General features: G+C 76.3%; 10 protein-coding genes. 3 read left to right on the forward strand and 7 right to left on the reverse strand.

What is annotated here, in order from left to right; genetic code table 11:
• Positions 1-54: 54 nt before the first annotated feature.
• Complete coding sequence (gene argC, locus ACH4SE_RS08450) at positions 55-1,083, reverse strand: N-acetyl-gamma-glutamyl-phosphate reductase (protein WP_398542532.1); 1,029 nt, start codon at positions 1,081-1,083, stop codon at positions 55-57.
• A 277-nt stretch (positions 1,084-1,360) separates the two neighbouring features.
• Here argC and ACH4SE_RS08455 point away from each other — a divergent pair, with 277 nt between their 5' ends.
• Positions 1,361-1,990, forward strand: coding sequence for a DUF4232 domain-containing protein (locus tag ACH4SE_RS08455; RefSeq protein ID WP_398542533.1), 630 nt, complete (start codon positions 1,361-1,363; stop codon positions 1,988-1,990).
• 18 nt (positions 1,991-2,008) lie between these two features.
• On the opposite strand, the gene ACH4SE_RS08460 is transcribed toward ACH4SE_RS08455, so the two are convergent.
• From ACH4SE_RS08460 to ACH4SE_RS08475, 4 genes are all read right to left on the reverse strand, one after another.
• Positions 2,009-3,169, reverse strand: coding sequence for a methyltransferase (locus ACH4SE_RS08460; protein ID WP_398542534.1), 1,161 nt, complete (start codon positions 3,167-3,169; stop codon positions 2,009-2,011).
• Positions 3,130-7,905 carry a tetratricopeptide repeat protein gene (locus ACH4SE_RS08465; protein ID WP_398542535.1) on the reverse strand — a complete coding sequence of 1,592 codons (4,776 nt, stop codon included), beginning with the start codon at positions 7,903-7,905 and terminating at the stop codon, positions 3,130-3,132. Before ACH4SE_RS08465 ends, ACH4SE_RS08460 begins: the two co-directional genes overlap by 40 nt.
• A gap of 50 nt (positions 7,906-7,955) precedes the next feature.
• Positions 7,956-8,285 (reverse strand): trypco2 family protein, encoded by a 330-nt coding sequence (locus ACH4SE_RS08470; RefSeq protein ID WP_398542536.1) that lies wholly within the window; start codon positions 8,283-8,285, stop codon positions 7,956-7,958.
• Positions 8,286-8,386: 101 nt separating this feature from the next.
• Positions 8,387-9,715, reverse strand: a complete 1,329-nt coding sequence (locus ACH4SE_RS08475; RefSeq protein ID WP_398542537.1) for a glycoside hydrolase family 10 protein — start codon at positions 9,713-9,715, stop codon at positions 8,387-8,389.
• 1,032 nt (positions 9,716-10,747) lie between these two features.
• On the opposite strand from ACH4SE_RS08475, the gene ACH4SE_RS08480 reads away from it, so the two are divergent.
• The gene (locus ACH4SE_RS08480) at positions 10,748-11,905 is read left to right on the forward strand and encodes a PP2C family protein-serine/threonine phosphatase (RefSeq protein ID WP_398542538.1); all 1,158 of its coding nucleotides are present in this window, start codon (positions 10,748-10,750) and stop codon (positions 11,903-11,905) included.
• An 8-nt stretch (positions 11,906-11,913) separates the two neighbouring features.
• Here the strand turns inward: ACH4SE_RS08480 and ACH4SE_RS08485 are convergent, their stop codons facing one another.
• Complete coding sequence (locus ACH4SE_RS08485) at positions 11,914-12,705, reverse strand: metallophosphoesterase family protein (protein ID WP_398542539.1); 792 nt, start codon at positions 12,703-12,705, stop codon at positions 11,914-11,916.
• A gap of 226 nt (positions 12,706-12,931) precedes the next feature.
• On the opposite strand from ACH4SE_RS08485, the gene ACH4SE_RS08490 reads away from it, so the two are divergent.
• Complete coding sequence (locus ACH4SE_RS08490) at positions 12,932-13,687, forward strand: ABC transporter ATP-binding protein (protein WP_398542684.1); 756 nt, start codon at positions 12,932-12,934, stop codon at positions 13,685-13,687.
• 15 nt (positions 13,688-13,702) lie between these two features.
• On the opposite strand, the gene ACH4SE_RS08495 is transcribed toward ACH4SE_RS08490, so the two are convergent.
• Positions 13,703-14,563, reverse strand: coding sequence for a 3-hydroxybutyryl-CoA dehydrogenase (locus tag ACH4SE_RS08495; RefSeq protein ID WP_398542540.1), 861 nt, complete (start codon positions 14,561-14,563; stop codon positions 13,703-13,705).
• Between the last annotated feature and the right edge of the window lie 153 nt (positions 14,564-14,716).

Here is a 14,716-nt window from a genome sequence, read left to right on the forward strand (position 1 = left end):
ACACCTGCGCGGGTCTCGTCGCTGTCCGCGGGCCGCAGGCCTCGCGTCCGTCGCTCACGGAGCGACTCCGATCGTGGTGAGGCCGGTCGTCTCGGGCAGCCCGAGGGCGATGTTCATGCTCTGCACGGCGCCGCCCGCGGTGCCCTTGGTCAGGTTGTCGATGGCGCTGATCGCGATGATCCGGTGCGCCGCCTCGTCGAGGGCCACCTGGAGCTGGACGGCGTTGGAGCCGTACACGGAGGCGGTCGCGGGCCACTGCCCCTCGGGCAGCAGGTGCACGAACGGCTCGTCGCCGTAGGCCTTCTCGTACGCGGCGCGCACGTCGGCCGCGGTGACGCCGGGGACGGCCCTGGCACTGCAGGTGGCGAGGATGCCGCGGGGCATCGGGGCGAGCGTCGGTGTGAAGGACACCCCGACCCGGGTGCCGGCCGCCGCACTGAGGTTCTGGATCATCTCCGGGGTGTGCCGGTGGCCGCCGCCGACGCCGTAGGGGCTCATCGAGCCCATCACCTCGGAGCCCAGCAGATGCGGCTTGGCGGCCTTGCCCGCGCCCGACGTGCCGGACGCGGCCACGACCACGGCCTCCGGCTCGGCGAGCGCGGCGGCGTACGCCGGGACGAGCGCGAGCGACACCGCCGTCGGGTAGCAGCCCGGCACCGCGATCCGCCGGGTCCCGGCGAGCGCGGCCCGCGCCCCCGGCAGCTCGGGCAGCCCGTAGGGCCACGTCCCGGCGTGCGGGGAGCCGTAGAAGCGCTCCCAGTCGGCGGCGTCCTGCAGCCGGAAGTCGGCGCCCATGTCGACGACGAGGACGTCCTCCCCCAGCTGCTCGGCCACGGCGGCGGACTGCCCGTGCGGCAGCGCGAGGAAGACCACGTCGTGCCCGGCGAGCACCTCCGCGGAGGTCGCCTCCAGCACCCGGTCCGCGAGCGGCAGCAGGTGCGGCTGGAGCCCGCCGAGCCGCTGCCCGGCGTTGGAATTCCCGGTCAGCGCCCCGATCTCGACCTCAGGGTGCCCGACAAGCAGCCGCAGCACCTCACCACCTGCGTACCCGCTCGCTCCGGCAACCGCCGCGCGCAATGCCATCGGACCCTCCTCGTCGATGGCATGACTATACGGGCAGCCGCACTTTTATGCAAAGATCTTCGCGGCCGGCCCCCGCGCGCGACCCCTTCCGGGAGCGCCGGGCCGGCGGAAGCCGCCGTTCCCTGTACGCGGTCGGTAACAGATGACGGGCACGCGTGAGTTGTGTCGGAGGCATATCGCATACTCGGCTTGCCGGGGAGATACCAGAGTCGAGAGCACCGCGTACTGCGTACCACGGGGGACAGTCATGCCAGCACCTGCCCGCAGAAACCGCACGATGTCCCGCGTACTCGCGGGTGCGGCGGTGGCCGCGGTGCTCACCGCGGCGGGATGCCGGTCGAGCGGGGCGGAGGTGAGGGACGCCGCGGGGGCGCCGGACGGGTCCGGCACCGCGGCGTCGGCGCGGCCGTCCGGTACGGACCCGGCGACCCCCACCGCGCCCGGCGGGCGCACGGACGGCGGCGAGAGGGTGCGCCCCTGCGGTCCGGACGACCTGACGTCCTCCGCGACCGGGGTGGACGGCCAGGGCCACGACCTGCGGCACCTGCTCCTGGTCCTCACCAACACCGGTGACAGGGTCTGCGCCGTCTACGGCTACCCCCAGGTGCGGCTGGGCGCCTACTCCAAGTCGCCGGTCGGGGTGATCGAGGACAGCGACCCCGTGGACCCCGCCGTCCTCTCCCCCGGTGAGGACGTCTACGCCGCCCTCCTCGTCAACGGCAACCGGACGGACACCTACGAGACGAAGGGCATCACACTGCGCCTCCAGGGCGCCGAGCCCGGCAGCACCGTGGGCGGCCCGATCTCCGTCAACCTCCCCGAGGTGGCCGCCTTCGACGACGGCGCCCTCGTCACCTACTGGACGACCGCCCAGGGCTACGCGCTCGACTTCGTCACGTCCCGCTGAGGCCCGGCCCCGGCCGGGTCACCGGCGGGTCGCGCGCAGGACGACGAACTTCGGGTCGGAGGACATCACGTCGCAGTTGCCGAACAGGCGGCGCAGCCGGGTGTGGTGGCCCAGGTGGCGGTTGGCGACGACCCACAGCTCGCCGCCGGGCCGCAGCGCCGCGCGGGCGGTGGCGAACATCCGGCGGGCGGTGGCGTCGGTGGTGGCGCGGTGGGAGTGGAAGGGCGGGTTGTTCAGGACGAGGTCGGCGCTGCCCGCGGGCACCCCCGAGGCCACGTCGGCGACGACGAACTCCGCGCGGGTGGCCGGGTCGGCGCTGGCGCGGAAGGTCTCCTCCGCGGAGGCGACCGCCTGGTGGGACTCGTCGGTGAACAGCACCTCGGACTCCGGGTTGGCGACCGCCGCCGCGGTGCCGAGCACCCCGTTGCCGCAGCCGAGGTCGACGACCCGGTCAGGACCCGTGCGGTGCGGGAGGTGGGCGAGCAGCAGGCGGGTGCCGACGTCGAGGCGGTCGGCGCAGAAGACGCCGGCGTGGTTGGTGACCGTACGGCCGGACATCGGGCCGATGCCGTCCGGCAGGGCGTAGCGCAGCGGCCAGGGGCTGGGGGTCCGCGGCAGGGCGGGATCGGGCGTGCAGTGGACGAGCCGGGCCTTGCGGACGGCGAGCGAGGTACGCGTCGGGCCGAGGATCCGCTCGAAGAGCGCGAGCGTCGAGGTGTGGATCTCGGTGACCATGCCCGCGCCGGCCACGACCGTGCCCGCGTGCACGGATGGCGCGAGCGCGTGCAGCTGGTCCTCCAGCAGGCCCAGGCTCCTGGGCACGCGCACCAGCAGCAGGTCGATCCGGGCGGGCGGCGCCTGGCGGGTGGTGAGCAGCCGCACCCGCTCCCCGGTACCGGCCCGCCGCAGGTTCGCGCGGGTGGCCTGCTGGCCGAGGAAGGAGTCGGAGATCTGCACCAGGTCGTCCGCGCCGGGCGCGGACGCGAGCGCGGTGGCCAGCGCGCCCCAGCGGTCGCCGAGCAGCACGGTGGTGGTGCCGGCGCCGCGGGCGGGGCCTTCCTCCGCGAGGTGCCGCAGCAGGTAGTCGTCGGCGGCGTCCCAGGCCCGCAGCTGGTCGCGGGGGTCCGCGGGGTGGCGCGTCAGGTCGAGGTCGCCCCACGGGGTGCTGAATCGGTGCATGATCCCCCCAGCGTAGGGCCTGCGGCCGCGGTCGCGGAGCCGTCCGCCCGGCCGCCGGTGAGGCGGGCGCGGGTGTCGGCCACCGCGGCGAGGTACGGGGCCGCGAGTCCCGGCTCCTCCTCGGCGATCCGCTGCCAGATCGGGGCGGCCTCCTCGGCGGACGCGCGCGCCCGCGCCGGCTCCGTTCCCGCCAGCAGCCGGGCCGTGGCGTGCGCGTGGAGGGCGAGCGCCAGGTGCTCGCGCTCGGCGGCGGCGTGGCGGCCGGCGAGCGCCCGGCACAGGGCGACCGCCCGATCGGTGGCCGCGAGGGCGCCGGCGTGGCAGCCGGCCCCGGACAGCCGCAGGCCGTGCTCGGCGAGGGCCACCGCGAGGACGGACTGCTGCTCCGCGGGATCCGCCCCGGCCGGCTCCTCGCACACGGCGACGGCCTCGGCGCACACACCCAGGGCCTCGCCGGCCGTGCCCGGGTCGAGGGCGAGCAGCCGCCCCAGGCCGATGAGGGTCCAGGCGAGCAGCAGGCCGGCCGGGCCGCGGGCGAGGGCGACGGCCTCGCGGGCCAGGCCGAGCCCCTCGCCGAGGCGCTCCCGCTCCCCGAGATGGGTGCCCAGCAGGGAGCGGGACAGGCTCCGCAGGGCGTCGTGCGCGGGCTCCGGCGGGAGGGCCGCGGACAGCCGGACGGCCCGGCGCAGCACCTCCTCGGCGTCCGCGCGTCCCACGCCGTGCAGCAGGCCGCCGAGCACGCACAGGCACTCGGCGAGCAGCGGCCGCCGCGCGTCGTCGCCCGCCGGGCCCTCCAGCAGCCGTACGGCCTCCTCGGCGGCCGGCAGGGCGTCCAGGCGCAGGCCCGCCCGCAGCAGGCACGTCGTCCGCAGGGCCAGGCTGAGGGCGAGGTCGCCGGCCGCGCCCGCCGGGTCCCCGGCGGCGAGGAGGCGGTGCGCGGCCGCCGCCTTCGCCAGGGCGTCGGCCCCGTCCTCCGGGCGCCCGGCCCCGGCGAGCAGCTGCCCGAGGACGAGCAGGCCTTCCGCGTACTCCCGCACGTGCTCCGGCTCGCCCGAGCGCGCGGCCACCCGCCCGCGGACGGCCACCGCCTCGTGGTAGGCCTCCAGCGCCTCCGCCGGGCGACCGGCCTGCGAGAGCAGCGCCCAGTAGGCGGACAGAGCCACCGCGTGGCGCGGCTCGTGCAGCCCGGGGTCCTGCCGGGCGAGGTCGCGGTAGAGCCGCACGGCCTCAGCGACCCGGGGCACGGCCTCCTGCGTCCGCCCCGCGGTGTGCAGGCAGCTCGTCAGGTTGAGCAGTGCCGCGGCCAGCGCGGGGCGGGCGCGCTTTGCCGTCGCCGGGTCCGCCTCCAGCGCGCGCTGGAGGCCGACCGCCTCCTCCGCCGCGGCCAGCGCCTCCTCCTCGCGGCCGGCCCGCAGCAGGAACAGGCACCAGTTGGTGAGGGCGGACGCCAGCTCGTGGTCCGCGCTGCCCGGGCGGCGCTCGGCGAGCTCGCGGTACAGGCGCACGCACTCCTCGGCGGTGGACAGCGCCTCGCCCGGCTCGCCGGCCTCCTGGAGCCGGCCGGCCAGCGTGAGCAGGCTCATGGCCAGGTCGGCGGTGAAGGCGCCCGGCTCCGCCTCCGCCAGCGCGGCGTACCGGTCGGCCGACTCGCGCGCCGCCGCGGCCGCCTCGGCCACGCGGCCGGCGTCGGAGAGCTGGTTGGCGTAGGTGTTGAGGGTGTTGGCCAGCTCGTGCCCGTACGCGGCCGGTTCGCCCGCGGCCAGCTCCCGCAGGAGGTCCACCGCCTCGGCCGCGTAGGGCACGCTCTCGTCCGCGTGGCCGGTGCCGCCCAGGTCGATCGCGAGGCTGTTGAGGCTGCGGGCGAGGTCGGCGAGGGAGGAGCCGGAGCGGCCGGCGGCCAGCCGGCGGCGGATCGCGAGGGCCTCCCTGGCGGCCTCCAGCGCCTCCCGCGGCCGCCCGGCCAGGCCCAGGCAGTCCGACAGCGTCGCCACTGCGCGGGCCAGGCCCAGCAGATGGGCGTCGGGGCGCTCGTCGGCCAGTTCCCGGAAGCGGCGCACCGCGTCCTCGGCCGCCGCCAGCGCCCCGTCGAAGCGTCCGCACTCCTTCCGCCAGACGGCCTGGTTGTTGAGGGCCGCCGCGAGGCCGGCCCGGGCGGTCTCGCCGTGCGCCCCGGCCAGCGGGCGCCGGATGCGGACCTCCTCGTCCACCGCGTCGAGGGCCGCCTCGGGCCGGCCGCTGTTCCCCTCGGCGAGGGCCAGGGCGCCGGGGCCGTGGGCCACGTACGTCCAGGAGTCGTCCGTCTCCGGGCGCCCGGCGGCGAGTTCGCGGTAGAGGCGCACGGACTCGCGGGCGGGTGCGAGGGCCTCGTCCCGCCGTCCCGCACGGGCGGCCGTGACCGACAGGTTGTGCAGGACGGCGGCGAGCTCCGGCCGGTACGCCGCCGGATCGTCCGCCGCGAGCCGCTCGTAGATGCCCCGTGCCTCGTGCGCGACCGCGTACGCAGGCCCCACCTCCCCCGCGTCGCCGAGGCGGCCGGTGAGGCGGCGCAGCATCAGGGCGAGGTCGGGCAGGACCGCCGGGTCGGCCGCGGCCCTGCGGCGGAGCATCTCCGCGAGCCGCCCGGTCACGCCCGCGGCGAGCGGGCCGAGCGTATGCGTCGCCCTCGGCAGGTGGTCGGCCAGCCGCAGCAGCTCGTCGTAGGTGGCACCGGGCGCCTCGGCGATGCGGTGCAGGGCCGCCACCAGCGGCGCCGGCCGCTCCGCCTGGGTGGCGACGTCGACTGCGGGCCGCTCCAGCACGTCGCCGCGGCGGACGCACAGCTCGGTGAGCGGGCCGTCGAGCGTGCCGCGGAAAGCGGGGTGGGCGGCCGCGCGCGTGTAGACCGTCAGCAGCCGGGCCGCCTGCGCACCCGTCACACCCTCCGCGGTGTCCCGGGCACCGCCCAGCAGGTCGTCGGCGAGCCGGCCGTTGCTCCTCAGCCGCCGGGCCACGAAGAACTCGGCGAGCCGGTCCGGGAGCAGGGCGCCCCACGCGCCGCCGTCGCGCGGTGGGTAGAGGGCGGCGATCCACTCGGTGAGCGCCCGGTGCTGCTCCGGGCCCAGCGGGCGGAGCGCGGAGATCCGTCCCAGCAGCCGCTGTCCCTGGAAGGGGTCGTCGGCGCCGCACAGGAAGGCCGCGGCGAGCGCGTCCTCCCGGCTCGACTCGCGCCCCGCCAGCCCGTACTGCCGCGCGGCCGCCTCCCAGTACTTGGACTCGTGGTCCAGCAGCCGCCCCTCCACCGGCCCGGACGCGCCGGGCCGGCTCCCGGGTGCCAGGGCGGCGTCCAGGAGGTCCGCCAGGGCGGTCATGTGCAGCGTGAGAGCCGTGTCCGTGCCGGGCGCGGCGGGTCGGCCACCGCGGGCGGCGGCCAGCTGCCGCGCGAGCCTCCCCCACTTTCGGTACCGGTGCCCGCGTACCCGCGGCAGCGCCCGGGCCAGGCCGTCCACGGCCGCCTCGTACGCCCCGGCGCGGCCACCGGGCTCCGGTACGAGCGGGGGGAGCGGGGTCAGCGGCATGCCGTCGAGCAGATCCCGGGTGTCGCTGCTCTCCCGCCGGGCGGCCCGCCACCAGTCGTCGTCCGCGGTCCTGGCGAGCAGCAGGACCCGTACGGGGACGGCGTCGCGGCGGCGGACCAGCGCCTTCAGCAGCGCGGTCAGCTGGCCCACGCGCGTCTCGGCGTAGTCGACGACCACGAGCAGCGGCACGGCCGTGTCGCCGAGCGCCGCCAGGTCGTCGGCGGTGGCGTCGGCGCCCGGCCACACGACCGCCGAACCGCCGCGCTCCAGCCGGTCCGTGAGCTCCAGGGCGAGCCGGGTCTTGCCCTGGCCACCGGGGCCGTGCAGCAGGCGCACCCCGAGGCCGGGCTCGGCGCACCAGCGCAGCAGGTCCGCGAGCAGCTCCCCGCGGCCCTGGAAGGGCACCACCGTGTGCTCGGCCTCCAGCAGCGCGGCCGGGGACGCGAGCGGCCGCGGGCCGCCGCGGCCCCCGGCCCGGTGCGTCGTCAGCCGCTGCCACTCCGCCGGTTCCGGCACGGTCCCCAGCCCGTGCTCCGCGACGATCCGGAGGAATTCCGGGTCCTTCAGCAGCACGTAGGCGGGCACCACCTCCAGCCGGGTGTACGTGAGCGCGCCGAAGTCCTGGGCGACGACCCCGGTGAGCAGGTCTCCGCAGAAGACGGACGCGCCCGACAGCCCGGCCAGCGGCGAGACCAGGCGCCCCCGGCTGTCGACCCGGGCCTCGACGCGCTCGTCCAGGCGCATCAGGTGCCGGTTGTTGGCCGAGCGGTCCGTCCGGTTGACCGTCCCGTCATGCCGCAGGAGGTCGGGGGCCCCGTGCTCCGTCTGCACGAACCACGGCAGTCCGGTGGTGGCGCAGGCGGTGCCGGAGCGGTGGGTGACCAGCCGTCCCCACCGCACCGGCGGCACCGGCCACGGCGGCCGCGCCCCGGCCGCGCCGACACCGAGGAGGGCCGCGTCGTCCCGCTCGTGGGGGGTGCCGCGCCACAGCACCGTGGCCGGATACTGCCCGGCCTTCCCGCGGGCACTCCGGACACGGGAGACGGCGACCGCCGCGCCCCGCTCCGGCACCACGTGCGCGGACGTCAGCACCAGGCCCGGGGCGATCAGATAGCCCGACCCCCGGCGCCCGGTGTGCCCTCCCGTGGCCACGTACACGTCCATGACCAGATCGCTGTCCACCGCGTCCCGCTCCCCCCGGAGCCCCGGCCCCGTCCCGGCCGCCCGGCGCGTCAGTCGTCGATACGGCCGGGGAACCCGTCCGGCACGGAGAACGCGTCGCGCCCGCCGCTGATGGGCAGCGGCCGCCCGTCACGCCCCTGCGGCTGAAGCGTCAGACGGACACGGTGCGTACGTGTCCGTCCGGTGCCCGCCTCCGCGTCGCCCGACACCACCCACGCCCTGAACCCCGCCCGCGCCCGGGCGTCGGCGCGCAGCTCCACGGTGAACTCCAGCTCGATCGGACCCACCTGGAAGGCGATGTCCTGCCCGGCCCCGCGCGCGACCGCCCTGGTCAGCTCGTCGCGCAACTCGGCCACCGCGTCGGCCAGTTCGATCTCCACGCCTGCTCCCCCCACGACGACCCGTCCACGGTACAAGCGGGCGGGCCCCCGTGCGCGCGGTCACGGCGAATCCGCGCACATCACCCGCGCCGCCGGATCCGTCACGTGCGGCCGGGCGTCCTGACACGGCAGGAGTAGTGGTCGGCGACGACCCGGCTCATCGCGCCCAGCGGGTCGGACGCGACCTGCGTGGCGGAGAAGAAGACGTTGCCGCGCACCTCGGGGTGATCCGCGTCGAAGGCCAGGTGCCGGGACAGCTCCGCCGGATCCTGCCACGCCGCCGGCTGGCCGGCCACGCCCACCTTGTACAGGGCCTCGCCGACGTAGAGCCGGACCGGGGTCCCGCGCACGACCTCCGACCACCACGGGACGAGGACGGCGTAGTCGGCCGCCGCGAAACCGATGTTCCAGTACACCTGCGGCACGATGTAGTCGATCCAGCCGCGCCGCACCCACCCGCGGGTGTCGGCGTGCAGGTCGTCGTACGTCTGCACACCCGCCGTCGTCGCCGAGCCGAGCGGGTCGTTCGCCGCGTTGCGCCACACGCCGAAGGGGCTGATGCCGAACTGCGTGCCGGGGCGGATCGCCTTGATACGGGCTGCGGTCTCCAGGACCAGCAGATCGGTGTTGTGCCGGCGCCACGCGTCGCGCTCCGGGAAGCCGGCGCCGTACGCGGCATAGGCGGCGTCGTCGTCGAAGACCTGGCCGGCGACCGGGTAGGGGTAGAAGTAGTCGTCCCAGTGGACCGCGTCCACCGGGTAGCGGCGGACCGCGTCGAGCATCGCGTCCTGCACAAAGCGGCGGACCTCGGGCAGGCCGGGGTTGTAGTAGAGCTTGCCGCCGTACGGCACCGTCCACTGCGGGTTGAGCCGCGCGGGATGGGTCGGGGCGAGCCGGCCCGGGTCGTCGCTGTTCGCTACCCGGTACGGGTTGAACCAGGCGTGCAGCTCCAGCCCGCGGCGGTGCGCCTCGCGGACGGCCGTGCCCAGCGGGTCCCACCCGGGGTCGCGGCCCTGGGTGCCCGTCAGATACTGCGACCAGGGCTCGTACGGGGAGGGCCAGAACGCGTCGGCGGTCGGGCGGACCTGGAACATCACGGCGTTCAGCCGGCGCTCCACGGCCAGGTCGAGGAGGTCGAGCAGTTCCTGCCGCTGCTGGGCGGGCGCGAGGCCCGGGGCGGAGGGCCAGTCCGTGTTCGCGACCGTCGCGATCCACATCCCCCGCAACTCCCTGCGCGGGGTGCGGTGGTGCGGGCCTTCCGCGCCGTGGGGCGATGCGGTGGTCGGCGCTGGGGCGCCGGGGGGCGGGGGGCTGGCCGCCGGGCCGCTCGCCGCGGTGCCGCTCGCCGCGGTGGCTGAGCCCGGCACGATCGCCGCGGCTGCGGCGCCGGCCGCTCCGGCGGTGAGCGATCTCCGTGAGAGCGTTCCCATTCTGCCTCCTGACGCCGGATCATGGTCGGGCCCGGGCCCCGTCCATCCCTGCCCGCTTCTCCTTGCGCCGAACCCCGCTTTGAGCTGCGGCTCCCCGTGGCCGGGTGCCTTGCGGGGTGCCGCTCGGGGTGGCGGTTCGCCCTTCGCCCGGTGGGGGCTGGGCGCGCCGTGCCTCGCGGCACTGAGGGGGTGCCACTTGCGGTGGGCGGTTCGCCGTTCGCCCGGTGGGGGCTGGGGGCGCGGTTCCCCGCGGCACTGAGGCGCCGTGCCTCGCGGCACTGAGGGGGTGCCGCTTGCCGTGGCGGTTCGCCGTTCCGCCGGTGGTGGGTTGCTCGCGCAGTTCCCCGCGCCCCTGGGTTGCCCGGCGGGGCATCGCGCTGTCTGTGCGGGGGTGGGGTCGGGTGCCACTCCGGGGGTACCTCCTCGGAATGCGCGTCTGGCCTCTCCCCAGGTCGTTGGGCGGTGGGGTGCGCATTCCTGCGGGGGCACCCCCGGATCGTCCCCCTCCCGGGCCGGTGTGGCGGCTGCCTGCCGGTGGGGGTGAAGTCTCTGCGGGGACTGCGGTTCGCCCCCGACGGCGGCGCACCCCCACGAGAAGGCCGTCAGCCGACATCTGTCCCGCACGGGTGGTGGGGGTGGGAACACCCCGCGCCGCCAGGCGCGGGAAACCCACACTGCGGGTCAGCCGCCCACGCACCCCAGGCGGCCACCGCCCGAAGCGGCGCCGCCGGGCTCGGGCACCGCCCGCCGTCGCACCGCCCGCCGTCGCGCCGCCAGGCGCGTCCCCCGCGGCCGGCAAGCCGCCCACGCACCCCGGGCGGGCACCGCCCGAGCGCCGCGCCGCCAGGCGCGGGCGCCCTGCGGCGGGCAAGGTGCAAGCCCCACCGCAAGCGGGCGCCGCCAGGCGCGGGGGGCCTGGGAGGGGTGGGGATCGCTCAAATGGGGGAACGGGCCGCGTGATGCGGGCGTGGCGGGGGGTGGAGGGGTCAGAATCGGGGCGACGTCCCAGAGCCGCAAGGGGGAGCCGGCTGGATGAGCCAGAAGCGAACCTCGCGCGGCCTGGCCCGCGCGCACTGGGCCCTGCTCCCCGCAGGGTGGACCGCGGCGATGGGCTTGCTCGCCTGGCAGCTGCCGGACGGCTCCGACGTGCTCCCGGCCCTGGCCGCGGCCCCCGCGCTGACGGCTGCCGCGGGGGCGCGGCGGCTCGCGGTGCTGGGCAGCGGCGGTCTCGCGCTCGCCGCCGTGGGCGCGGACATCGCGACGGAACAGGTGACGGGACCGGGTCCGGCCGCGGGGACCGCCGGCGCGGTGCTGACGGTGCTGGCCGCCGGGATGTGGACGGCGGGGCGCCGCTCCGCGCTGGGCGCGGAACTGGACCGGGCCCGTGAGATCGCGGCGGCGGCCCAGCAGGTGCTGCTGCCGGCGCTGCCGCGCCGTCTCGGGGATGTGACGGTCACCGGCGAGTACGTGTCGGCGAGCCTCGACGCCCGGATCGGCGGTGACTTCTACGAGGCCGTCGCCACTCCCTTCGGCGTGCGCGCCCTGATCGGCGACGCGCGCGGGCACGGTCTGCCGGCGATCGGCCTCGCGTCGGCCCTGCTGGGCTGTTTCCGGGAGGCGGCGCACCAGGAGCCGGATCCGGCGGGGGTGGTGCGGCGGCTGGACGGGGCTCTGCGCCGCCACCTGCTGGAGCGGGTCACCGCGCAGGCGGGGCCCGGCGAGGTGCCGGACGCGGCGGAGGAGTTCGCGACGCTCCAGCTGGTGCAGATCGACGGCGACGGCACGCTGCTGGTGGTCAACTGCGGCCACCCCGCCCCGTACGTCCTCGGTCCGCGTACCGGGCCGCTGCCGCTGGGCGATCCGCTGCCGCCGCTGGGGCTGTTCGACGCGCCGCGCGCGCAGGTGCCGGTGAGTACGGGGCGGCTGGCGCCCGGCGAGGGGCTGCTGCTGCACACCGACGGGGTGACGGACACCCGGGACGCCGCCGGGCGGTACTTCCCGCTGCCGGACACCCTCAACGCGATGGCCGCGCGCCGGGTGCGCGGCACGGAGGTCGCCGAGCTGCTGCGGGACGCGGTGGTCCGGCACGCCGGGGGCCGCTGCGCGGACGACGTCGCCGTCCTGGTGCTGCTGCGGGACGGCTCCACGCGGCCGGCGGTGCCGCGCGGTACGGCGCTGTCGGCCTCGTAGCCGGGGGGCTACCGCGGCCGGCGGTGGTAGCCGGGCGCGGTGCCCCTCGCGAGGTTGCCGCGGTAGACGCCGTGCCGCAGCTCCGCCGCGTAACCGTCGTATTCGGGCATGCCCGCCGCCCGGGCCGCGGCGAGTTCCGCCTCGACGTCGTAGGGGACGCGGACGAACTGGAGCGAGAAGGGCGCGTCGTCGACGGAGTCCGGGACGCCTTCGACGACGACGTAGACGGGCGTGGGGTCGCCGAGGCTGTTGCCGACGCTGCCGGTGTTGAAGAGGGTGCGCCGCTCCCGGTCGACCTCGTAGTACGCGTCGTGGGTGTCGCCGTAGCCGACCACGGTGGGCGGCGGGCCGTCCCCGGTCGCGGGGGTGTTGGCGAACATGCCGCGGAACTCCGCCTCGTCGTGGTCGAACCTGACCCGGCGGTGCACCGAGGTGGCGGAGGCGTGGAAGAGCCGGATCCGGCGGCCGCTGACCAGCAGGTCGTGGCTGAAGGGCAGGCCGCGCAGCCACTCCCCCTGGCCGGGCGAGAGCTGGCCGAGCCACCAGCGCAGGGCGTCGTCGTCCTCCTGACGGTCCGGGTCGGGCAGGAAGTCGTCCCAGTTGCCGAGGATGTTGACGGCGCAGCGCTCGCGGCAGAGGTCGACGACCTCCCGGCCGCGGGGCCCCTTGCCCACGTAGTCGCCGAGGTTGAGGATCCGGGTGACACCGCGGGCGTCGATGTCGTCGAGGACCGCTTCCAGCGCTGTCAGGTTGCCGTGGACGTCCGATATCAGTGCGATACGTTCGAGGTCGTGGCGCATGGGGGCATCCTCGCACTCCCCTCGGACAGTCCGGGGGCCTTCACCCGCCCGGCGGCCCCGTGCTGCCGTGCCGGTGCGGCCGGGGCACGCTGGGCGAGGGGGTGCCGTCGTCCGAAGGAGTACGGGCGTGACCGAGCAGCCCGCCGGCGGGGCCGCGTCCGGGCCGGAACCGCCGTCCCGTCCGCAGGCCCGGACGGAGAAGGGCCCGCCGCCCGGTCCGCCGACCGTGATCGTCGACGGCCTGCACGTCGTCTATCGCGTCTACGGCGCCGACGCCGGCCGCGGCAGCGCCACGGCCGCGCTGCGCCGTATCGTGCTGCGCCGCGGCTCACCCGCCGTGCAGACGGTGCACGCCGTCCGGGGGGTGAGCTTCACCGCCTACCGCGGTGAGGCGATCGGCATCATCGGCTCCAACGGCTCGGGCAAGTCCACGCTGCTCAAGGCCATCGCCGGGCTCCTCCCGGCGGAGCGCGGCAAGGTCTACACCGACGGCCAGCCGTCGCTGCTCGGCGTCAACGCGGCCCTCATGAGCGATCTGACCGGCGAGAAGAACGTCATCCTCGGCGGCCTGGCGATGGGCATGAGCCCGGAGGAGGTCCGCGCCCGCTACCGGGAGATCGTCGACTTCTCCGGCATCAACGACAAGGACGACTTCATCTCGCTGCCGATGCGCACCTACTCCTCCGGCATGTCCGCCAGGCTGCGCTTCTCCATCGCCGCGGCCAAGCAGCACGACGTCCTGATGATCGACGAGGCGCTCGCCACCGGTGACCGGCAGTTCCAGCTGCGCTCCGAGCGGCGCATCCGCGAACTGCGCAAGGAGGCCGGCACGGTCTTCCTGGTCAGCCACAGCAACGCGGCCATCCGTGACATCTGCACCCGCACCCTGTGGATCGAGAAGGGCGAGCTGCTCATGGACGGCCCGACCGAGGCGGTCGTCAGCGCCTACGAGTCCCGCACGGACGGCACGTCCCCGGGCTGACGCGGCCCGCGGCGGTCAGCCGTACGGGTAGAAGCCCGCGCCGGACTTCCGTCCCAGCCGCCCCGCGTCGACCATCCGCTGGAGCAGCGGCGGGGCGGCGTACAGCGGCTCCTTGTACTCGGAGTACATCGAGTCGGCGATCGCGGCGACGGTGTCGAGGCCGATGAGGTCGGACAGCCGCAGCGGGCCCATCGGGTGGGCGCAGCCCATCTCCATGCCGTTGTCGATGTCCTCGCGGGTCGCGATGCCCGACTCGTACATCCGGATGGCCGACAGCAGGTACGGCACCAGCAGCGCGTTCACCACGAAGCCGGAGCGGTCCTGGGCGCGGATGGCGTGCTTGCCGAGGACGGTGGTGACGAGGTCCTCCGCCCGCTTGAGGGTGTCGCTGCCGGTGGTGAGGGCCGGGATCAGCTCGACGAGGGCCTGGACGGGCGCGGGGTTGAAGAAGTGGATGCCGAGCACGCGGTCCGGGCGGGACGTCGCCACCGCGAGGCGGACCAGCGGGATCGACGAGGTGTTGGACGCCAGGATCGCGTCCTCGCGCTGCACCACCTGGTCGAGCACCGTGAAGATGTCGGTCTTGACCCGCTCGTCCTCCACCACGGCCTCGATCACCAGGTCGCGGTCGGCGAACTCGCCGAGGTCGGTGGTGAAGCTGAGCCGCCCGAGCGCCTCGTCCCGCTGCTCCGCGGTGATCTTGCCGCGTTCGGCCGCCTTGCCGAGGGAGCCGGTGAGCCGGGCCCGGCCCAGCTCCAGGGCCTCGCCCGTGGTCTCCGCGATCCGGACGTCCAGCCCGGCCTTCGCGCACACCTCGGCGATGCCGGACCCCATCTGGCCCGCGCCGACCACTCCGACGCGCTCGATGTCTCCCACTCGCCCAGCCCTCCGTGCAGCTCCGTCGCCTACCGCACAGACGTTACCCGGGCCGGTGCCCGGAGCCGCGGGTGGGACCGGCGTGCTGCCCCGGTCCCACCCGCGGCCCCCGGCCGCCGGGCCCGCGCGCCGGCAGTCGCGCGGGCCCGGCGG

This window comes from Streptomyces sp. NPDC020983 (genome assembly GCF_044333485.1).
Taxonomy (GTDB): Bacteria; Actinomycetota; Actinomycetes; order Streptomycetales; family Streptomycetaceae; genus Actinacidiphila.